The organism is Aggregatibacter sp. Marseille-P9115 (assembly GCF_920939465.1).
Taxonomy (GTDB): Bacteria; Pseudomonadota; Gammaproteobacteria; order Enterobacterales; family Pasteurellaceae; genus Aggregatibacter; species Aggregatibacter segnis_B.
In genome coordinates this window covers 1,303,963-1,320,670 of the sequence record NZ_OV100759.1, presented here as the reverse complement: position 1 = coordinate 1,320,670, position 16,708 = coordinate 1,303,963, and the positions used below count along the sequence as shown (strand labels likewise).

Below are 16,708 nucleotides of genomic sequence, written 5' to 3'. Positions count from 1 at the left end.
CTAATGTCGCATCGCCAATGCCGTACAAACTTGCTAAAGACTAATATATTATAAAAATAACTTATAGCCATAAAACAAAAAAAATACAGTCATATTATTTATGTGGAAAATGACCAATGATAGTTGTAAAATTGACCACATATTGAGCAACTCACGGGAGAGAAAAATAAATAACAATTTGAAAAATAGACAAAATGCAATCAACCAAAACAGCTGTACTAATGACGCGTCACCAAAGCTTACAGATAACCTAACTGGTAACATGGCAAAAGTTGCTATTTCGCTATTTTTATCAGCTAGTTTTGCTAATGCGGCAGACACAGCTACAGGCGCGGGAAATGGTGTTGCTTACGGTACCGGAAGTAATGCACCGAAGGCTGAAAATGTAGCAATAGGTAAAAAAGCAGTCATAAGTTATTCAAATGGCGCAAGCAATGCAACTGGCGATATTGCCATTGGTAACGACGCGAATATTAACAATTATGCAAGCCAAGGGGGGAGTGTTGCGATTGGTAAAAACGCAAAAATAGAAAATATGGCGGGTGGTCAAGAAGCGTCCTTTGGCTTTGGCCAAACAACATATAGTGGTAATATTTTCTCAAGTGCAAGAATTCCAGCGGATCCAACAAAAGTCGTTGGTAGTGTGGCAATTGGGGATAACACTTTCGCCCGCACAGGTAGTACCATGATCGGTTCTCACAATTACCGAGGGGCACTAGGCGATGTCACTGTGGACAGTAATGCATCTAGGGCATCTAATCTACATGTTTATACAACGAATATCGGGGCGAATAGCTTCATCAACGGTGCTTTTGCAACCAGCACCGGGGTATATAACATCATGTCGAGTGATTATACTGGCGGACGCTTTTCAAACGGGCTTAAAAACTTTGGTGCAACTATTAACGGTTCATTAAATAGTATTGAGTCTTCTTCTGGTGGGTACTACTCCGGTATTGCTAATGCAGTAACAGGATTGGCTAATAGAGTCGCTAATTCAAATGGTGCGTTAGTGTATGGTGCAGGAAATGAAATCACAAACTCTATCCAATCTTTATCAGGTGCACCAAGTGAAGGGGGAAATTCTGCAAACGAACTTTCCCAAGCCTTAAGAAATGCAATAAAAAGTAGTAACAGCGGTGGCTCAACCATGGCTTTCGGCGGTGGAAACAAAGCAGATTACACATTTCGTTCCGCACTTTTAGGTACTAATAATACGCTAACGGGTGTTAAGGGCAATGTAAGTACTGGAAATATGCTTAACGGCCATAAAAATACGGCAAGTAATGTAAGCAATGTGAGCATTATTGGCTCAGAAAATACTATCACCAATTCCCAAAAAAATATTATTGTTGGTGACAAACATAAAATCACCGGCGTTTCCCATAATGTCATCTTAGGTTCTTCTGATGATGAACTTGAAACTACAGTTGAAGATGTGGTCATGATTGGTCATAACGCGAAAGCTAATATTAAAAAATCTATTGCGTTAGGTGAAGGTACTAAAACATTGACAGCATCAGAATCAGCATCAACAACAAAAGGTATTGATGCCTATGCTAAGGACTCATTTACATTCGGCGGTATCAGTAAAACATTGTCGTTTGCAGGTGGCTCAGCCAGCGGTGTAGTTTCCGTTGGGGATGTTGGCAAAGAGCGCCGTATTCAAAATGTAGCGGCCGGTTTGATTTCGGCAACAAGTACCGATGCAATTAACGGTAGTCAGTTGTACAGCGTATTAGAAACACTAGGCTTTAATGGTGTAAAACCTGTTATTGCAGGTAAGAATATTGAAGTTGACCCAACAACGACGGATGGATATAAAGTTGCACTTAAAGATAATGTAGATGTTAATTCAATAACCACCAAAACAGTAAAAGCTACGGAAAAAGTTGAAGTAGGAAATACAACGATCAAATCTGATGGTTTAACCATCAATAATGGTCCTAAAGTAACATCTACCGGTGTAGACGCTGGCAACAAACGGATTTCCAATGTAAGCGCAGGAGTAAATCCAACTGATGCAGTGAATAAAAGCCAGCTAGACGCCGTAAACCACAAAGTAGGAAATATAGAAAGCAAGCTTAACAATACACGTAAGGAAATGCGTGGAATTGGTGCAAATGTGGCTGCAGGTATCTCATTACCACAATCCAATATACCAGGTAAGTCAATGGTGGCCGTAGCTGTAGGTGCTTATAAAAATGAATCTGCTCTTGCTGTCGGTTGGTCAAATACGTCTAATACTGGTAAAGTAATCATCAAATTAACCGGTACAGCAAATACTGCCGGCGATATTTCCGGTGGTGCAGGTCTAGGCTACCAATATTAACAAAGTAGGCATAGTAGGTTTTTACCCTGCTATGCCTTTATTTTCTTATTCTTAAAGATTAATTAAAACGCACATGGGATTTCATTTTTTCTAACGTCGCATCGCCAATACCCGGCACGTTGGATAAATCATTGAGATTTTTAAACTTACCGTTTTTCTCGCGATATTCAATGATCGCTTTGGCTTTCGCTTCACCAATACCGGATAAACTTTCTAATGTCGCCGCATCCGCGGTATTAACATCCACTTTTTTACCTTGCGTCATTTTGGCTTTATTTTCCACCGCACTTTTTTCTTTCGCGGTAGATTTATCTTCCACTTGTGCCGGTTTGTCATTGCGTAATTTGTCTTTTATCGCTTTCTTACCTTCTGCAACTTTTTCTTGAGTAACCTCTTTCGCCTCAGTCAACTTTTCTTTTGTTGCGTCTTTAGCTTCGCTAAATTTCTCTTTGGTTGCATCCTTGGCTTCGCCGAATTTTTCTTTCGTCGTCTCTTTTACTTTTACTACACCATTCTTTATTTTAGTACCAGTCGCTTTACTGTCTTCTTTCACGGTTTGCCATGCAGATTTTGCGCCTTCTTTCACTTCAGATAAAACACTTTCTTCCGCCAATGCAGTGGAGGAAACAGCAATAGCAACCGCTAACGCCAACAAAGATTTTAATGATTTCATGTTTTCTTCCTTTTTTACTAAATAAAAAGACGGCGAAAAAACACCGCACTTTTCTATGATAAACGCTTTTTTTAGAGCCAAAGATGTACTAAAAGTTCAAACAAATAAAGCCTATCAAATCTAAAAAATTAATCGGCAAGACTAAATTTTTCATTTTTTCTCTTGAAATCCCTCAAAACGATCTTATTTAAATTTGGCGAACAAATGTTCAACATAACATCCATGGAACGAAGAAGGAAAGACTATGAATATTGAAAAATTTACCACTAAATTCCAACAAGCCATTGCTGAAGCGCAATCTTTAGCGATTGGCAAGGATAATCAATTTATTGAACCGGTGCATTTATTGAGTGCCTTGTTAAATCAACAAGACGGTTCGGTGGCGCCGATTTTAACCGCAAGCGGTGTGAATGTTGCCGTGCTGCGTAACGAACTCAACAACGAACTTGCCAAACTTCCGCAAGTGTCCGGCAATGGCGGTGATGTACAACTTTCCCGTCAGTTGCTTAACATCTTGAATTTATGCGATAAATTGGCACAACAACGGCAGGATAAATTTATTTCCTCCGAACTCTTTTTACTTGCTGCCTTGGAAGAAAAAGGCACTGTTAGCGAGATACTGAAAAAGTGCGGTGCGAAAAAAGAACAAATTTTACAAGCCATCGATCATATTCGTGGAGGACAAAACGTGAATGACCAAAATGTGGAAGAAAGCCGCCAAGCCTTAGAAAAATATACTATCGACTTAACTGCCCGCGCGGAAAGTGGCAAATTGGATCCGGTGATTGGGCGTGATGAAGAAATCCGCCGCACCATTCAAGTGTTGCAACGCCGCACCAAAAACAACCCTGTGCTTATCGGTGAACCTGGCGTAGGTAAAACCGCTATTGTGGAAGGGTTAGCACAGCGTATTGTGAACGGCGAAGTGCCGGAAGGTTTGAAAAATAAACGCGTACTTTCCCTTGATATGGGTGCATTAATCGCCGGAGCAAAATATCGCGGTGAATTTGAAGAACGCCTGAAAGCCGTCTTGAAAGAATTAGCGCAGGAAGAAGGCCGCGTCATTTTATTCATTGATGAAATTCACACCATGGTGGGCGCGGGTAAAACCGACGGCGCGATGGATGCGGGCAACTTGTTAAAACCAAGTTTGGCGCGTGGTGAATTGCACTGTGTGGGCGCGACCACATTAGATGAATACCGCCAATACATTGAAAAAGACGCGGCACTTGAACGTCGTTTCCAAAAAGTGTTTGTGGGCGAACCAAGCGTGGAAGACACCATTGCTATTTTGCGTGGCTTACAGGAACGTTATGAATTGCACCATCACGTTGAAATTACCGACCCTGCGATTGTCGCGGCAGCAACCCTGTCGAATCGCTATATTTCCGATCGTCAGTTGCCGGATAAAGCCATCGACTTAATCGATGAAGCGGCATCTAGTATTCGAATGGAAATTGATTCCAAACCGTTGCCATTGGATCGCTTGGAACGTCGTATTATCCAGTTGAAGCTGGAACAGCAGGCATTGAAGAAAGAAGATGACGATGCTAGCCGCAAACGCTTGGAGATGTTAGAAAAAGAATTGGCGGAAAAAGAACGTGAATATGCCGAACTGGAAGAAGTGTGGAAATCCGAAAAAGCCGCCCTTTCCGGTACGCAGCATATCAAAGAAGAACTGGAAAACGCGCGCACCCAAATGGAACAAGCCCGTCGTGCCGGTGATTTAAATAAAATGTCCGAATTGCAATACGGTGTGATTCCATCATTGGAAAAACAATTGGCGCAGGCGGAAACAAGCGAAGGCAAGGAAATGACCTTGCTACGCTACCGCGTGACCGATGAGGAAATTGCCGAAGTGCTTTCCCGCGCCACCGGCATTCCGGTCGCTAAAATGATGGAAGGCGAAAAAGAAAAACTCTTGCGCATGGAAGAAGAATTGCACAAACGCGTTATCGGACAAAATGAAGCCGTGGATGCCGTGGCGAACGCCATTCGTCGTAGCCGTGCCGGTCTTTCCGATCCAAATCGTCCGATTGGTTCTTTCCTATTCTTAGGACCAACCGGCGTGGGTAAAACCGAATTGTGCAAAACCTTGGCGAAATTCTTGTTTGATAGCGAAGATGCCATGGTGCGTATTGATATGTCCGAATTCATGGAAAAACACAGCGTGTCTCGCTTGGTTGGTGCACCTCCGGGCTATGTGGGCTATGAAGAAGGCGGTTATTTAACCGAGGCTGTGCGTCGTCGTCCATATTCTGTGATTTTGCTCGACGAAGTGGAAAAAGCGCACCACGATGTATTCAACATCTTGTTACAAGTGTTGGATGACGGTCGTTTAACCGATGGACAAGGCAGAACCGTCGATTTCCGCAATACGGTGGTGATCATGACCTCTAACTTAGGTTCCGATTTGATTCAAGGCAACCAAGAAGAAAGTTACGATGACATGAAAGCGTTAGTTATGTCTGTGGTGAGCCAACATTTCCGTCCGGAATTTATTAACCGAATTGACGAAACCGTGGTGTTCCATCCGTTGAATAAAGACAACATTCGCGCCATTGCGGAAATTCAGTTAAAACGCTTAATCAACCGCATGGAAAGCCGTGGCTATGTGTTGACCTTTACGGATGCGACTCTCAATTTCATCAGCGAAATCGGCTATGACCCGATTTACGGCGCGCGCCCATTAAAACGTGCGATTCAACAAGAAATTGAGAATCCGTTAGCGCAACAAATCCTGTCCGGCAGTTTGTTACCGGAAAAACCGATTAGCGTGGATTACGTTGACGGCAAGATTGTGGCTAAACAATAAAACATAAAAACAAAAGCCATTTAGTGAATGCTAAATGGCTTTTTTGTTATCTCGATGACAGAAAGTGCGGTCAACATTCACCGCACTTTTTCTTTTCTTATTTCCGACGGTACATGTTCGCACACATCACTTGCCCTAACGTATAAAGGGAAGATTGTGGTTGTAACGCGATAGTATGTTGAGATTGGCGTTTCGGCGCGGTGCGAATACCGTCACCCCAAAAATCAGCGTAGAAATCGCTGCGCACGTGAGTGAAATAGTGGCTCTCACAATTTAAAATTTTATATTGGCGCATGGATTTGGCATAAAGCGTCGGATGATCTTTGAATACATATAACCCTTTATCCAAGTTAATCACCACATCAAAATGAATCAGGCGTTTGTCTTTGTTATCTACCCAAATGGAATTGGTATCCACATAATAAAAAATACCCGGTACAAGTTGTAAAAAACCGTTTTTCGTTTCTTTCGGCGGAACAAGCGGCACATCGCCCTGCGCTTTCGCGTTGACTTGAGAATTTAATGCTGGCTTGGTGGAAGGCGAGGAAGAGCAAGCAGCCAATAAAAGTGCGGTTAAAAATACAAACGTTTTTTTCATATGAGACTCCTTATTCACGCCAAAGGGCACTATTCCTATGCCTTTCATTTTGGCACAATTCTTGTTCAATAGCTAATTGAAAGCCGGCTTTCGGAGAAAAATCCTTTACACATATCGCAAACGTTTGCGTAAGCGTGTACAATGGCGCCTTAATTAATTTAGTCATCATTAACGGGAAGCCATCGTGAGTACACAATCCTTAAGTTATAAAGATGCCGGCGTGGATATTCATGCAGGTAATGAATTAGTTGAACGCATTAAACCGGAAGTAAAACGCACCACTCGTCCTGAGGTGATGGGCGGTTTAGGCGGTTTCGGCGCACTTTGTGCCATTCCGTCTAAATATAAAGAGCCGATTTTGGTGTCAGGTACTGACGGTGTCGGCACAAAATTGCGTCTAGCCATTGATTTAAATCGTCACGACAGTATCGGTATCGATTTGGTGGCAATGTGTGTAAACGATTTGGTGGTACAAGGTGCCGAACCGTTATTCTTCCTGGATTATTATGCCACAGGCAAATTGGATGTAGATGTTGCCGCCAACGTGATTAAAGGCATTGCAAATGGTTGTGAACAATCCGGCTGTGCTTTAGTGGGCGGCGAAACGGCTGAAATGCCGGGCATGTACCACGAAGGCGATTACGACCTTGCCGGTTTCTGCGTTGGCGTGGTGGAAAAATCTGAAATTATTGATGGCAGCCAAGTTAAAGTGGGTGATGCGTTAATCGCCCTCGCTTCTAGCGGTCCACATTCCAATGGCTACTCTTTAATTCGAAAAGTGATTGATGTTGCCGGCGTGAATCCAGCCGAAGCACAGTTAGAGGGACGTCCATTAGCCGACCATGTACTGGCACCGACAAGAATCTATGTGAAATCCATTCTGCAATTAATCAAACACGTAAATGTTCACGCTATCGCTCACTTAACCGGTGGTGGTTTCTGGGAAAATATCCCGCGCGTATTACCAAATAGCGTCAAAGCGGTAATCAATGAAAACAGCTGGCAATGGCCGGCGGTGTTTAATTGGTTGCAACAACAAGGCAATATCACCGACTACGAAATGTATCGCACTTTTAACTGTGGTGTGGGTATGGTGATTGCATTGCCACAAGAAGACGTGGAAACCGCACTAGGTCTGCTACAACAGGCTGGCGAAACCGCTTGGGTCATCGGGGATATTCAACATCTCGCTGATAAAAACGAAGCGCAAGTTGTTATTCGTTAATGAAAAAAATCGTTGTTCTTATTTCCGGTTATGGCGCGAATTTACAGGCGATTATTGATGCTTGTGAATCGCGCTATATTGACGGTGAAGTCGTCGGCGTGTTCAGCAATCAAGCGGATGCCTTTGGGCTACAGCGGGCGAAAAGTGCGGGTATTTTTAACCGCACTTTTTTACGTAGTGACTATGCCGACAATCTCACCATGGATCGCCATATCGCCGATGAAATCGACAATCTCGGCGCGGATTTAATCGTGCTGGCCGGCTACATGAAAATCCTCACGGCGGAATTTACCCAACGCTTTGCGGGAAAAATTCTCAACATTCACCCTTCCTTATTACCAAAATATCCTGGTCTGCATACCTATCAACGCGCTATCGAAGCCGGTGAGACGGAACACGGCATGACTATTCATTTTGTCAATGAAGACGTGGATGGCGGTGCCATTGTGCTACAAGCCAAAGTGCCTATTTTTGCCGAAGATGATATTGCAGATATTGAGCAACGGGTGAAAGAGCAAGAAATTCGGTTTTACCCGTTGGTCATTAAGTGGTTTGTTGAAGGAAGGCTGAGGTTAATTGACAATCACGCCTATTTAGACGGAAACCGTTTACCGCCGCAAGGCTATGCCATTGATTAGTAGCATAAAAAATAACGCGCTTTTCGGCGCGTTATTAATGTTATTCGTGAATTAATCCTGCTTTGAGTAAAAACCGATAAATGCCGTCTTGGTCAAGCGGTTCCGCCACATGATCGGCAATCGCTTTGAGTTTTTCATGACCGTTGCCCATAGCGACCCCTACGCCGACGGTGCTTAACATTTCCAAATCGTTTAATTGATCACCGAACGCCATCACATTGTCCATTTGCAGTCCCAAATGTTTCACCACGGCTTGAATACCACGGGCTTTTGAGCCTTCCGCATCAAATAAATCCACGGAGTCTTCATGCCAACGCACCACGCGCAAACCATCCAATATGCCTGAATTTTGTACAAATTCATCATGCTCTGCGCGATAAAACGGCAACACTTGTCCAACATCATTTATTTCAAAAAAGGTTTTATCCACAATGTAATCTTTCAAGATCGGATCCATCGCAAACTGCACCACGGAATTCCGCTCCGAAACCGCTACCGTATGATCCGACACAAATGCATAAGGCATATTATGTTGCTCAAAAAAATGCACTAAACGGCGAATTTTGTCTGTTGGAATCACATGTTTCTCAATGACTTGCCCGCGATAACTTGCCATCTGCCCGTTCATGGTCACAAACAAATCAATGCCTTCCTGCTCAATCACTTGCTTCAATTTATGCGGGAAAGCGCAGCGGGTACGCCCTGTGGCAATGGCAGGAATAATGCCGTTTTCTTTCAACTTACGCATAAACACGGGCACTGTTGCCGGCAGAAAATCACGTTGTTTCATAAACAATGTGTCATCGATATCAAAAAAGACCACTTTGATTTGGTCTCGATAATTCGGAATGGTCATGTTTTTTTCTCTTCTATTAAATTCACTGTCTGGCAGAAATGTTGCCTGATTTTAGCATTTTTGCGAGGCAGATCCTAAAATCGGGCAAAAAAACAACGAAAAAAAGCACCGCACTTTATGATGTGCCGGTTTTCTTAATCAAGTGCGGTCGCTTTTATGAACGTTTTTCGATCCAGCTGCGTGCATTGCCATGCGCCTCTTAAACTTGCCAGACACGGCTTATGTAGCCGTTGTAATCGAACGATTCGGCGTTTTCCTTATTGCGGTTGCTGCGGTGCGGAACTAGCAGAAAACGCCTTGCACTGCGGCAACTGTTTACAGCAGGAACCGGCGTGGGATCGCATGGTGATTATCGGGCGTTACAACGAACCGCTTTCCACGCTGATTCATCGCTTTAAATTTCAAAAACAATTTCAACTCGACCGCACTTTAGCGCGCCTGCTGTATTTGGCCATCCGCGAAGCTCGACGAAATCATCAATTGCCTTTGCCTGAGCTGATTCTGCCTGTGCCGTTACATCATGTTCGCCAATGGCAGCGGGGATATAATCAAGCGGATTTATTGGCGCGTCAACTGAGCCAATGGATCAACATTCCTGTCAAAAACGACTTAATTACTCGTACCAAACGCACACCGACCCAACGAGGCCTTAGCGCCAAAGATCGACGACAAAATCTCAAAAATGCTTTTCAACTTTCCGCTAAAGCCAGAGATTTTCCTTATCGTCATGTTGCCTTAATAGACGATGTGATCACCACCGGTTCTACGTTAAACGAAATCGCCAAGCTATTACGCAAAGCCAATGTGACACATATTCAAGTGTGGGGGCTGGCGCGAACATAAAACGCATGATAAGGCAGCGGCATTTTTTATTACACCAAAAGGTGGAAAAAAAACCGCATGAAGCGTATCATATCCGACAAATTTAATTAGGTTTTATTGTGGGGGCGTTATGCAACAAATTACTATTTCAGCGGAAGCACAAGCACATTTCCGCCGTTTATTAGATCAGCAAGAAGAAGGCACCAACATTCGTATTTTCGTCGTCAACCCGGGCACCCCAAGTGCCGAATGTGGTGTGTCTTATTGTCCACCAAATTCTGTGGAAGCAAGCGATACCGAATTCAAATACGACACCTTTTCTGCCTTTGTGGATGACATCAGTCTGCCATTTTTGGAAGACGCAGAAATCGACTATGTCACGGAAGAATTAGGCGCACAACTAACCTTAAAAGCGCCAAACGCTAAAATGCGTAAAGTGGCAGACGACGCACCGTTAATCGAACGCGTGGAATATGTCATTCAAACCCAAATCAACCCGCAATTAGCAAGCCACGGCGGCAAAATCACCTTATTGGAAATCACCGATGATGGCTATGCGATTCTACAATTCGGCGGCGGTTGCAACGGTTGCTCTATGGTGGATGTCACCTTGAAAGACGGCGTAGAAAAACAATTAATCAGCCTCTTCCCAGATGAATTAAAAGGCGCGAAAGATGTGACAGAACACCAACGCGGCGAACATTCTTATTATTAAGCACAAATAAAAAACCACCGAAAAGGTGGTTTTTTTGTTGCCTACGAACACTATTTTGCGTGACGCTCTTTCAATTTACCAATCACATCCGCCCAGCTTAAGTCCGCATCTTGCAATAACACCGTCAAGTGATATGCCAAATCTGCTGCTTCACAAATGGTTTCATTACGATCTTTCACAGTCGCCGCCAACGCCGTCTCCACGCCTTCCTCGCCCACTTTCTGCGCAATGCGTTTCGTACCCCGCGCATATAATTGCGCCGTGTAAGAGGTTTCCGGATCTGCTCCTTTACGCGCGTTCAGCAATTTTTCCAATTTACTAAAAAAGATCCAATTCAGTTCATTTTGCAACTGACTAAAACAGCTTTCCGTACCCGTATGGCAAGTCGGTCCGACAGGATCCGCCAAAATCAACAACGCATCCTGATCACAATCCAAACTCATATCTACCACATGTAAGAAATTACCCGAGGTTTCCCCTTTCGTCCACAGGCGATTCTTCGTACGGGAAAAGAACGTTACTTTCTTCTCCGCCAAGGTTTTCTCCAACGCCTCCGGATTCATATACCCAAGCATCAGCACTTCGCACGTCGTCGCGTGTTGCACAATAACGGGAAGGAGGTTGTTGATTTTTTGCCAGTTGATTTCTAACATTATTTTTCCCTCTTTCTATTAAATTCTAAATTTAAAACGTGTGATATTCGTTCAAAATGTAATTCGTCATATTTTTGTGGAAATTCAATATATTCAATTCTAGCTTTTCGACAGGCTTCTTTTTTAATAGCGTCACGTTCAATAGCATTATTTTGATAATGTCCGCCACCTTGATATTCAATCACAACGACCGGATTACCAAATTTATCCGTAATTAAAAAATCGACACGTTTGTTATTAACCAGACGAAATGCCTCTGAATTTTCACTTTGAATAAATTCGCCCATAGCCACTTGTGAAAATAAACGATATTTCTGTTCCTGATGAGATTTCTCTAATAAGGAAATCAATCGAGTAAACAAGCGATATTCACTTTTATTCAAGAGTAACTTACGACGAAATTCGGCGTTAGCAACAACCCCCAGATTTGGGCTGGAAAAAGTATTTGAATTTATTGTTACATGCCTATCTGCTATTAATGGTTCAACATAACGATATGTTTTCTTTGTCCTTCTTCTTTGCTTCCTTAATAATTCTTTTAGAATGGTTAATAAAACAGCAATACCAATAAAAATTAATATTAAAAAGAACGTCTCACTTCTTATTAATTGTTCTAATATCATTGAGTTACCTTAGTTATTCTTAAAAATATCTGACCACTGATAGCGCCCGTTTCCCAACGGGTGCTTGTCACTTATTTTTTATTGTTTATTTCGGCACGCGTTAGAAAACGCGCGCCATCGTTCACCTTTGCTACATAACACCAAAAACACGCCCAAAAACGACCGCACTTTCTTGTTTTACCGCCGAACTTCCACGCCTTCCCGTGCTAAATAATCCTTTAATTCACCGATATTAATGATCTGCTTATGGAACACGCTCGCGGCTAAAGCACCGTCCACGTTGGCGTCAATAAAAGCATCACGGAAATGCACCATTTCGCCCGCGCCACCGGAGGCGATTAGCGGGACGTGGCAAGCTTGGCGCACCAGTTTCAGTTGCGCTAAATCATAGCCGTTGCGTACGCCGTCTTGGTTCATCATATTCAACACGATTTCACCCGCGCCGCGTTGTTGTACTTCGACTACCCAATCTAACAGTTGCCAGTGGGTTTGTCGGGTGCGTTTTTCATCGCCGGTGTATTGGTTTACCCAATATTTGCCTGTTTCCTGCTCGAACCAGCTGTCAATACCCACTACGATGGCCTGCACGCCAAAACGTTCTGCCAAGCGGGAAATCAAATCAGGGTCGGCAAGGGCGGGGGAATTAATGGAAATTTTATCCGCGCCGAAAGCAAAAATCTGTTCCGCGTCCGCGATGGTTTTAATGCCGCCCGCTACGCAGAACGGAATGTCGATGACATGCGCCACGCGTTCCACCCAGCTTTTATCCACGGTGCGACCGTCCGAAGAGGCGGTAATGTCATAGAACACCAGCTCGTCCGCGCCTTCCTGCGCATAACGTTGCGCCAACGGCACGATGTCGCCGATGATTTCATGATTGCGAAACTGCACGCCTTTCACCACCTGCCCGTCGCGCACATCCAAACAAGGAATTATCCGTTTTGCCAACATTCGATTGCCTCCGCTACGTTAAATTTGCCTTCTAACAACGCGCGACCCACAATCACGCCCGCCACGCCTGTGCCTTTGAGAGCGTCGATATCTGCCAATGAACCGATGCCGCCGGAAGACTGGAACTGCACATCCGGGAACTTAGCGCACACCTCACGATAAAGCTGCACGTTGGAACCTGCCAGCGTGCCATCGCGGGAAATGTCGGTGCAAAGCACATGTTGCAAACCAAAAGTGCGGTAGTTTTCCACGACGTTTTCGAGGGTAAGCGCACTGGTTTCCTGCCAACCTTTAATCGCCACCAATTTCTGCCCATTTTCAATGCGCACATCTAACGCTAACACGAATTTCTCCGCGCCATATTTGGTAAACCAGCCTTGCACCATATCGGGTTGTGTCACCGCCGTAGAACCAATCACCACGCGGTTCGCGCCCACCGCCAGCAAATCGGCGACGTCCTGTTCGGTACGAATCCCTCCGCCCACCTGAATGTTGCTTTGCGTAGCGGCGATAATCTTACCGATAAGTGCGGTCTGTCTTTTCGACGGATCTTTGGCGCCGGTTAAATCCACCAAATGCAACTGCTGCGCGCCTTGTTGAATATAACTTGCGAACTGCTCAATGGGATTGTCGCTGTAGGTGGTCTGCTGCGCATAATCGCCCTGATGCAGGCGGACAACGTGCCCGTCGATAAGATCGAGGGCGGGAATGATGATGGCGTTTTTCATGATGACTATCCTCTCAGGGTATGCCTAGGGTAGCAAAGCCACCCTAGGTTAAGCATAAACCTACCCCGCTGGGGTAGTTATAAATGTTTTTCAAAATAAGTTTCATCAAACTTTATTTCTTCTTCAAGAAAGAGTGTTTTAATTTCATCTATAAAATTTTGCGATTGATGATGTTGTTTCTGATTTTTAATGTAATTAATGATTTTTGCTTTATCTCGCTCACTATAACTTAATGCACAATAACCAACGGACCATTCCGTAAAATCCGGAAATAAATCGGGATGACTTTCTAAAAATTGGTGCGTCGTGATTTTTAATTTACGAACAAATTCAGAAACCGGCAATGTTTGATGAATATCCACAAATAAATGAATATGATCAGGCATTCCATTTACACGATATAAAATGCAATGATGAGCTTGCGTAAATTTCCAAATACAACGATATAGTTCTTTCTCGTATTGCTCATTAATGCTGGGCACACCATGCTTTGTCCGAAAAATAATATGATATAACAAACGGGTATAGCTCATTTTCTTTCCTAATTTCTACCCCAACGGGGTAGGTTTATGCTTAACCTAGGGTAACTTGTTACCCTAGGCGGAAAGAAATAGCAACAACGCTATTTTATTTTTCGAGCTAGATCGCATTTTTAATCTGTGGGTAATAAATTACCCACGGTTAAGCATTATCGTTCCCCTTTGGGGAACGGATTATTTCACCTTCTCCACAAAATTCCTCAACAACATCGCCCCATTTTTACCCGAGCGTTCGGGGTGGAACTGTACGCCGTAGAAATTTTTATTGGCAATGGCAGCGGAGAAGTCCACGCCGTAACAGCTTGTCGCAATTGTGTTTTCATTGGGTTGCACGGCGTAGCTGTGTACGAAGTAAAAATGGCTGTCCTGTTCAATGCCAGTAAACAGCGGATGGTCTGGCGTGTAACGCACCTTGTTCCAGCCCATGTGCGGTAACGGCAAGCCGCTGTTGGGGATGAGATCCGTTTGCCCGTTCATTAAGCCTAGCGTCGCCACATTGCCTTCGGTGGAAAATTCAGTCATCAGCTGCATGCCCAAGCAAATACCGAGCATCGGCTGGGTAGCGTTGCGGATGCAGTCAATCAGGTTACGCTCCTGCAAATTCCGCATCGCCGCCATCGCCGTGCCCACACCGGGCAACAGCAATTTATCGGCAGATTGGATTTTGTGAATATCCCGCGTAATTTCGGTGCGATAACCCAAGCGGTCAAAGGCGAATTTGACGGAGGAGAGGTTGGCGCAGCCAGTGTCGATGATTACAATACACATATGTTTGGTCATTATACTTCTTGCATTTTTTTTAGCCTCATCTCTTAGAGGCTGCCAAATCATTTCTTCTTTATTTTTATCCAGTTTTCTTAATTTTTTATCTTTAACTGCATTATCAATAATTTCCTCATAATTAGATATTGTAAACTTTCTAGCACTAATAGGACGAAGTCTAAAACTATTTGTATTCTCTGATATACAAAAACCAAAAGCAGAAGAAAACTCCTCGTCATCTTTTAATGTAGCGAAAGAAATAATCCTTCCTTCAGGAAGGGAGATATTATAAAGAGCAAAATCATCCGCACCACCATCAAAGAATTCATTAAATGAGACATTATGTTTCAATATATTTTGACCATTTTTTACAGGATCATATTCTCTTGTCCAGCCAACACTTAATAAATTCTCTTTAGGCAGGTCTTTAGGATATATATTGAGTATTTTCACTATATAACATAAAACATCATGTTGATATCTATAATCTTTATAAGATTCAATATGTTCTATTATATATTTCAATCTCTTAATTTCGTTACAATCAACTTTGCATAATTCAGAGGATAACTTTTCAACTACAATTTCTAACGAATTATCTCTTATATATTCACGAAGTAATTGACTAAACAATCTGGTTTCCTCTATTTCAGTGACATATCTATTCATAACACCCCCTTCGAACTCGGCAACTCCTCCCCTTCAATCCGAATCGCTTGTCTCAATGTCCGCCCAAACACCTTAAATAAACTCTCAATTTTGTGGTGGTCGTTGTCGCCGATGGCTTTTAAGTGCAGCGTGGCGAGTAGCGAGAAGACAAGAGATTGGAAGAAATGTTCGGTGAGTTCGGTGCTGAAATCACCTACGTTGTCCCGTTTGAATTTTGCATTGAATTTGATCCACGGGCGGCCGGATAAATCCAGCGCGCATTCCGCTTTGCATTCATCCATCGGCAATACGAAGCCGAAGCGGGCGATGCCGCGTTTGTCGCCGATGGCTTGTTTTAATGCAGTGCCGAGCGCGAGGGCGGTGTCTTCCACGGTGTGGTGTTCGTCAATGTGTAAGTCGCCTTTGCAACTGACATTCATGCGGAAACCGCCGTGGGTCGCAATTTGGTCAAGCATGTGGTCGAAGAAGCCCACGCCCGTACTGATTTGGTTCACGCCCGTTTCGTCCAGCCACACCTGCACTTTGATGTCCGTTTCTTTAGTTTTGCGGGCGACTTCTGCGTAGCGAGGTGGGCGGTTGCCGATGTTGCTGACGGGTTCGCCGAGCAGTTTTTCTGCGATCAGATCCCAGTTTAATTTTTCAGGGTGGTATTGCAGTGCGCGAATGCCGAGATTTTCCGCCAACTGTACGTCGGTGGCGCGGTCGCCAATCACAAAAGAACGGTCAGGATCGAACAAGTTTTTTTGGATGTATTTTTTCAGCAACTTGGTTTTCGGCTTGCGGCAGGCGCAGTTATCTTCCGGTTTGTGTGGGCAAATAAGCACATCATCAAATTCAATGCCCTGCGATTTAAACAGTGCCATCATGGCGTTGTGCGGCTTATCGAAATCTTCTTGCGGGAAGGAATCCGTGCCTAGCCCGTCTTGATTGGACACCATCACAAAACGGTATTTACCTTTGAGCTTGAGCAACGCGGGAATCACGTTCGGCTCAAATTTTAGTTTTTCCAGACTGTCGATCTGAAAATCGGTTTTCGGTTCGTCAATCAGCGTGCCGTCGCGGTCGATGAAAAGGGTGGGTTGCATATATTCTTCCTCTGTCTGCCTAGG

At 43.9% G+C, this 16,708-nt stretch carries 16 protein-coding genes; 6 read left to right on the top strand and 10 right to left on the bottom strand.

Translation table 11 applies throughout. The annotated features are described in order from the left end of the window. The first annotated feature begins 100 nt into the window (after nt 1-100). Nucleotides 101-2,332 (top strand): YadA-like family protein, encoded by a 2,232-nt coding sequence (locus LQ983_RS06325; protein ID WP_230622049.1) that lies wholly within the window; start codon nt 101-103, stop codon nt 2,330-2,332. Between the two features lie 58 nt (nt 2,333-2,390). On the opposite strand, the gene LQ983_RS06320 is transcribed toward LQ983_RS06325, so the two are convergent. After that, nucleotides 2,391-3,005 (bottom strand): helix-hairpin-helix domain-containing protein, encoded by a 615-nt coding sequence (locus tag LQ983_RS06320; RefSeq protein WP_230622048.1) that lies wholly within the window; start codon nt 3,003-3,005, stop codon nt 2,391-2,393. 244 nt (nt 3,006-3,249) lie between these two features. On the opposite strand from LQ983_RS06320, the gene clpB reads away from it, so the two are divergent. Further along, nucleotides 3,250-5,820 (top strand): ATP-dependent chaperone ClpB, encoded by a 2,571-nt coding sequence (gene clpB, locus LQ983_RS06315; protein ID WP_230622047.1) that lies wholly within the window; start codon nt 3,250-3,252, stop codon nt 5,818-5,820. Between the two features lie 97 nt (nt 5,821-5,917). On the opposite strand, the gene LQ983_RS06310 is transcribed toward clpB, so the two are convergent. Then, nucleotides 5,918-6,418 (bottom strand): surface-adhesin E family protein, encoded by a 501-nt coding sequence (locus tag LQ983_RS06310; RefSeq protein WP_111305942.1) that lies wholly within the window; start codon nt 6,416-6,418, stop codon nt 5,918-5,920. Between the two features lie 184 nt (nt 6,419-6,602). Between LQ983_RS06310 and purM the strand changes: the two genes are divergently transcribed. Further along, nucleotides 6,603-7,643, top strand: a complete 1,041-nt coding sequence (gene purM / locus LQ983_RS06305) for a phosphoribosylformylglycinamidine cyclo-ligase (protein WP_230622046.1) — start codon at nt 6,603-6,605, stop codon at nt 7,641-7,643. Then, entirely contained in the window at nt 7,643-8,281 is a 639-nt protein-coding gene (purN, locus tag LQ983_RS06300) for a phosphoribosylglycinamide formyltransferase (RefSeq protein ID WP_230622045.1), read from the top strand. The genes purM and purN overlap by 1 nt, the downstream gene beginning before the upstream one ends. 40 nt (nt 8,282-8,321) lie before the next feature. On the opposite strand, the gene LQ983_RS06295 is transcribed toward purN, so the two are convergent. Beyond that, a complete protein-coding gene (locus LQ983_RS06295) occupies nt 8,322-9,137 on the bottom strand; it encodes a Cof-type HAD-IIB family hydrolase (RefSeq protein WP_230622044.1) in 816 nt (271 codons plus the stop codon). A 156-nt stretch (nt 9,138-9,293) separates the two neighbouring features. Here LQ983_RS06295 and LQ983_RS06290 point away from each other — a divergent pair, with 156 nt between their 5' ends. Both LQ983_RS06290 and nfuA read left to right on the top strand, forming a co-directional pair. Further along, the gene (locus LQ983_RS06290; protein ID WP_230622043.1) at nt 9,294-9,980 is read left to right on the top strand and encodes a phosphoribosyltransferase family protein; all 687 of its coding nucleotides are present in this window, start codon (nt 9,294-9,296) and stop codon (nt 9,978-9,980) included. A gap of 109 nt (nt 9,981-10,089) precedes the next feature. Beyond that, a complete protein-coding gene (gene nfuA, locus LQ983_RS06285; protein ID WP_109128801.1) occupies nt 10,090-10,674 on the top strand; it encodes a Fe-S biogenesis protein NfuA in 585 nt (194 codons plus the stop codon). 50 nt (nt 10,675-10,724) lie between these two features. Here the strand turns inward: nfuA and hisIE are convergent, their stop codons facing one another. The 7 genes from hisIE to hisB form a co-directional block, all read right to left on the bottom strand. After that, a complete protein-coding gene (gene hisIE / locus LQ983_RS06280; protein ID WP_230622042.1) occupies nt 10,725-11,327 on the bottom strand; it encodes a bifunctional phosphoribosyl-AMP cyclohydrolase/phosphoribosyl-ATP diphosphatase HisIE in 603 nt (200 codons plus the stop codon). Next, complete coding sequence (locus LQ983_RS06275) at nt 11,327-11,950, bottom strand: DUF2726 domain-containing protein (RefSeq protein ID WP_230622041.1); 624 nt, start codon at nt 11,948-11,950, stop codon at nt 11,327-11,329. Before LQ983_RS06275 ends, hisIE begins: the two co-directional genes overlap by 1 nt. Nucleotides 11,951-12,127: 177 nt before the next feature. Beyond that, a complete protein-coding gene (gene hisF, locus LQ983_RS06270; RefSeq protein ID WP_230622040.1) occupies nt 12,128-12,901 on the bottom strand; it encodes an imidazole glycerol phosphate synthase subunit HisF in 774 nt (257 codons plus the stop codon). Beyond that, nucleotides 12,883-13,629, bottom strand: a complete 747-nt coding sequence (hisA, locus tag LQ983_RS06265) for a 1-(5-phosphoribosyl)-5-[(5-phosphoribosylamino)methylideneamino]imidazole-4-carboxamide isomerase (RefSeq protein WP_230622039.1) — start codon at nt 13,627-13,629, stop codon at nt 12,883-12,885. The genes hisF and hisA overlap by 19 nt, the downstream gene beginning before the upstream one ends. A gap of 77 nt (nt 13,630-13,706) precedes the next feature. Further along, the gene (tnpA, locus tag LQ983_RS06260; RefSeq protein WP_230622034.1) at nt 13,707-14,162 is read right to left on the bottom strand and encodes an IS200/IS605 family transposase; all 456 of its coding nucleotides are present in this window, start codon (nt 14,160-14,162) and stop codon (nt 13,707-13,709) included. A gap of 180 nt (nt 14,163-14,342) precedes the next feature. Next, a complete protein-coding gene (gene hisH, locus LQ983_RS06255) occupies nt 14,343-14,936 on the bottom strand; it encodes an imidazole glycerol phosphate synthase subunit HisH (RefSeq protein WP_230622620.1) in 594 nt (197 codons plus the stop codon). A 659-nt stretch (nt 14,937-15,595) separates the two neighbouring features. Next, entirely contained in the window at nt 15,596-16,684 is a 1,089-nt protein-coding gene (hisB, locus tag LQ983_RS06250; protein ID WP_230622027.1) for a bifunctional histidinol-phosphatase/imidazoleglycerol-phosphate dehydratase HisB, read from the bottom strand. Nucleotides 16,685-16,708 lie beyond the last annotated feature (24 nt).

Coding starts and splice junctions, on each gene's coding strand:
- tnpA (WP_230622034.1), bottom strand. CDS start 14,162: ATGAGCTATACCCGTTTGTTATATCATATTATTTTTCGGACAAAGCAT.
- hisB (WP_230622027.1), bottom strand. CDS start 16,684: ATGCAACCCACCCTTTTCATCGACCGCGACGGCACGCTGATTGACGAA.
- hisF (WP_230622040.1), bottom strand. CDS start 12,901: ATGTTGGCAAAACGGATAATTCCTTGTTTGGATGTGCGCGACGGGCAG.
- clpB (WP_230622047.1), top strand. CDS start 3,250: ATGAATATTGAAAAATTTACCACTAAATTCCAACAAGCCATTGCTGAA.
- LQ983_RS06325 (WP_230622049.1), top strand. CDS start 101: ATGTGGAAAATGACCAATGATAGTTGTAAAATTGACCACATATTGAGC.
- LQ983_RS06310 (WP_111305942.1), bottom strand. CDS start 6,418: ATGAAAAAAACGTTTGTATTTTTAACCGCACTTTTATTGGCTGCTTGC.
- hisH (WP_230622620.1), bottom strand. CDS start 14,936: ATGTGTATTGTAATCATCGACACTGGCTGCGCCAACCTCTCCTCCGTC.
- nfuA (WP_109128801.1), top strand. CDS start 10,090: ATGCAACAAATTACTATTTCAGCGGAAGCACAAGCACATTTCCGCCGT.
- hisIE (WP_230622042.1), bottom strand. CDS start 11,327: ATGTTAGAAATCAACTGGCAAAAAATCAACAACCTCCTTCCCGTTATT.
- LQ983_RS06290 (WP_230622043.1), top strand. CDS start 9,294: ATGAACGTTTTTCGATCCAGCTGCGTGCATTGCCATGCGCCTCTTAAA.
- LQ983_RS06275 (WP_230622041.1), bottom strand. CDS start 11,950: ATGATATTAGAACAATTAATAAGAAGTGAGACGTTCTTTTTAATATTA.
- purN (WP_230622045.1), top strand. CDS start 7,643: ATGAAAAAAATCGTTGTTCTTATTTCCGGTTATGGCGCGAATTTACAG.
- LQ983_RS06320 (WP_230622048.1), bottom strand. CDS start 3,005: ATGAAATCATTAAAATCTTTGTTGGCGTTAGCGGTTGCTATTGCTGTT.
- LQ983_RS06295 (WP_230622044.1), bottom strand. CDS start 9,137: ATGACCATTCCGAATTATCGAGACCAAATCAAAGTGGTCTTTTTTGAT.
- hisA (WP_230622039.1), bottom strand. CDS start 13,629: ATGAAAAACGCCATCATCATTCCCGCCCTCGATCTTATCGACGGGCAC.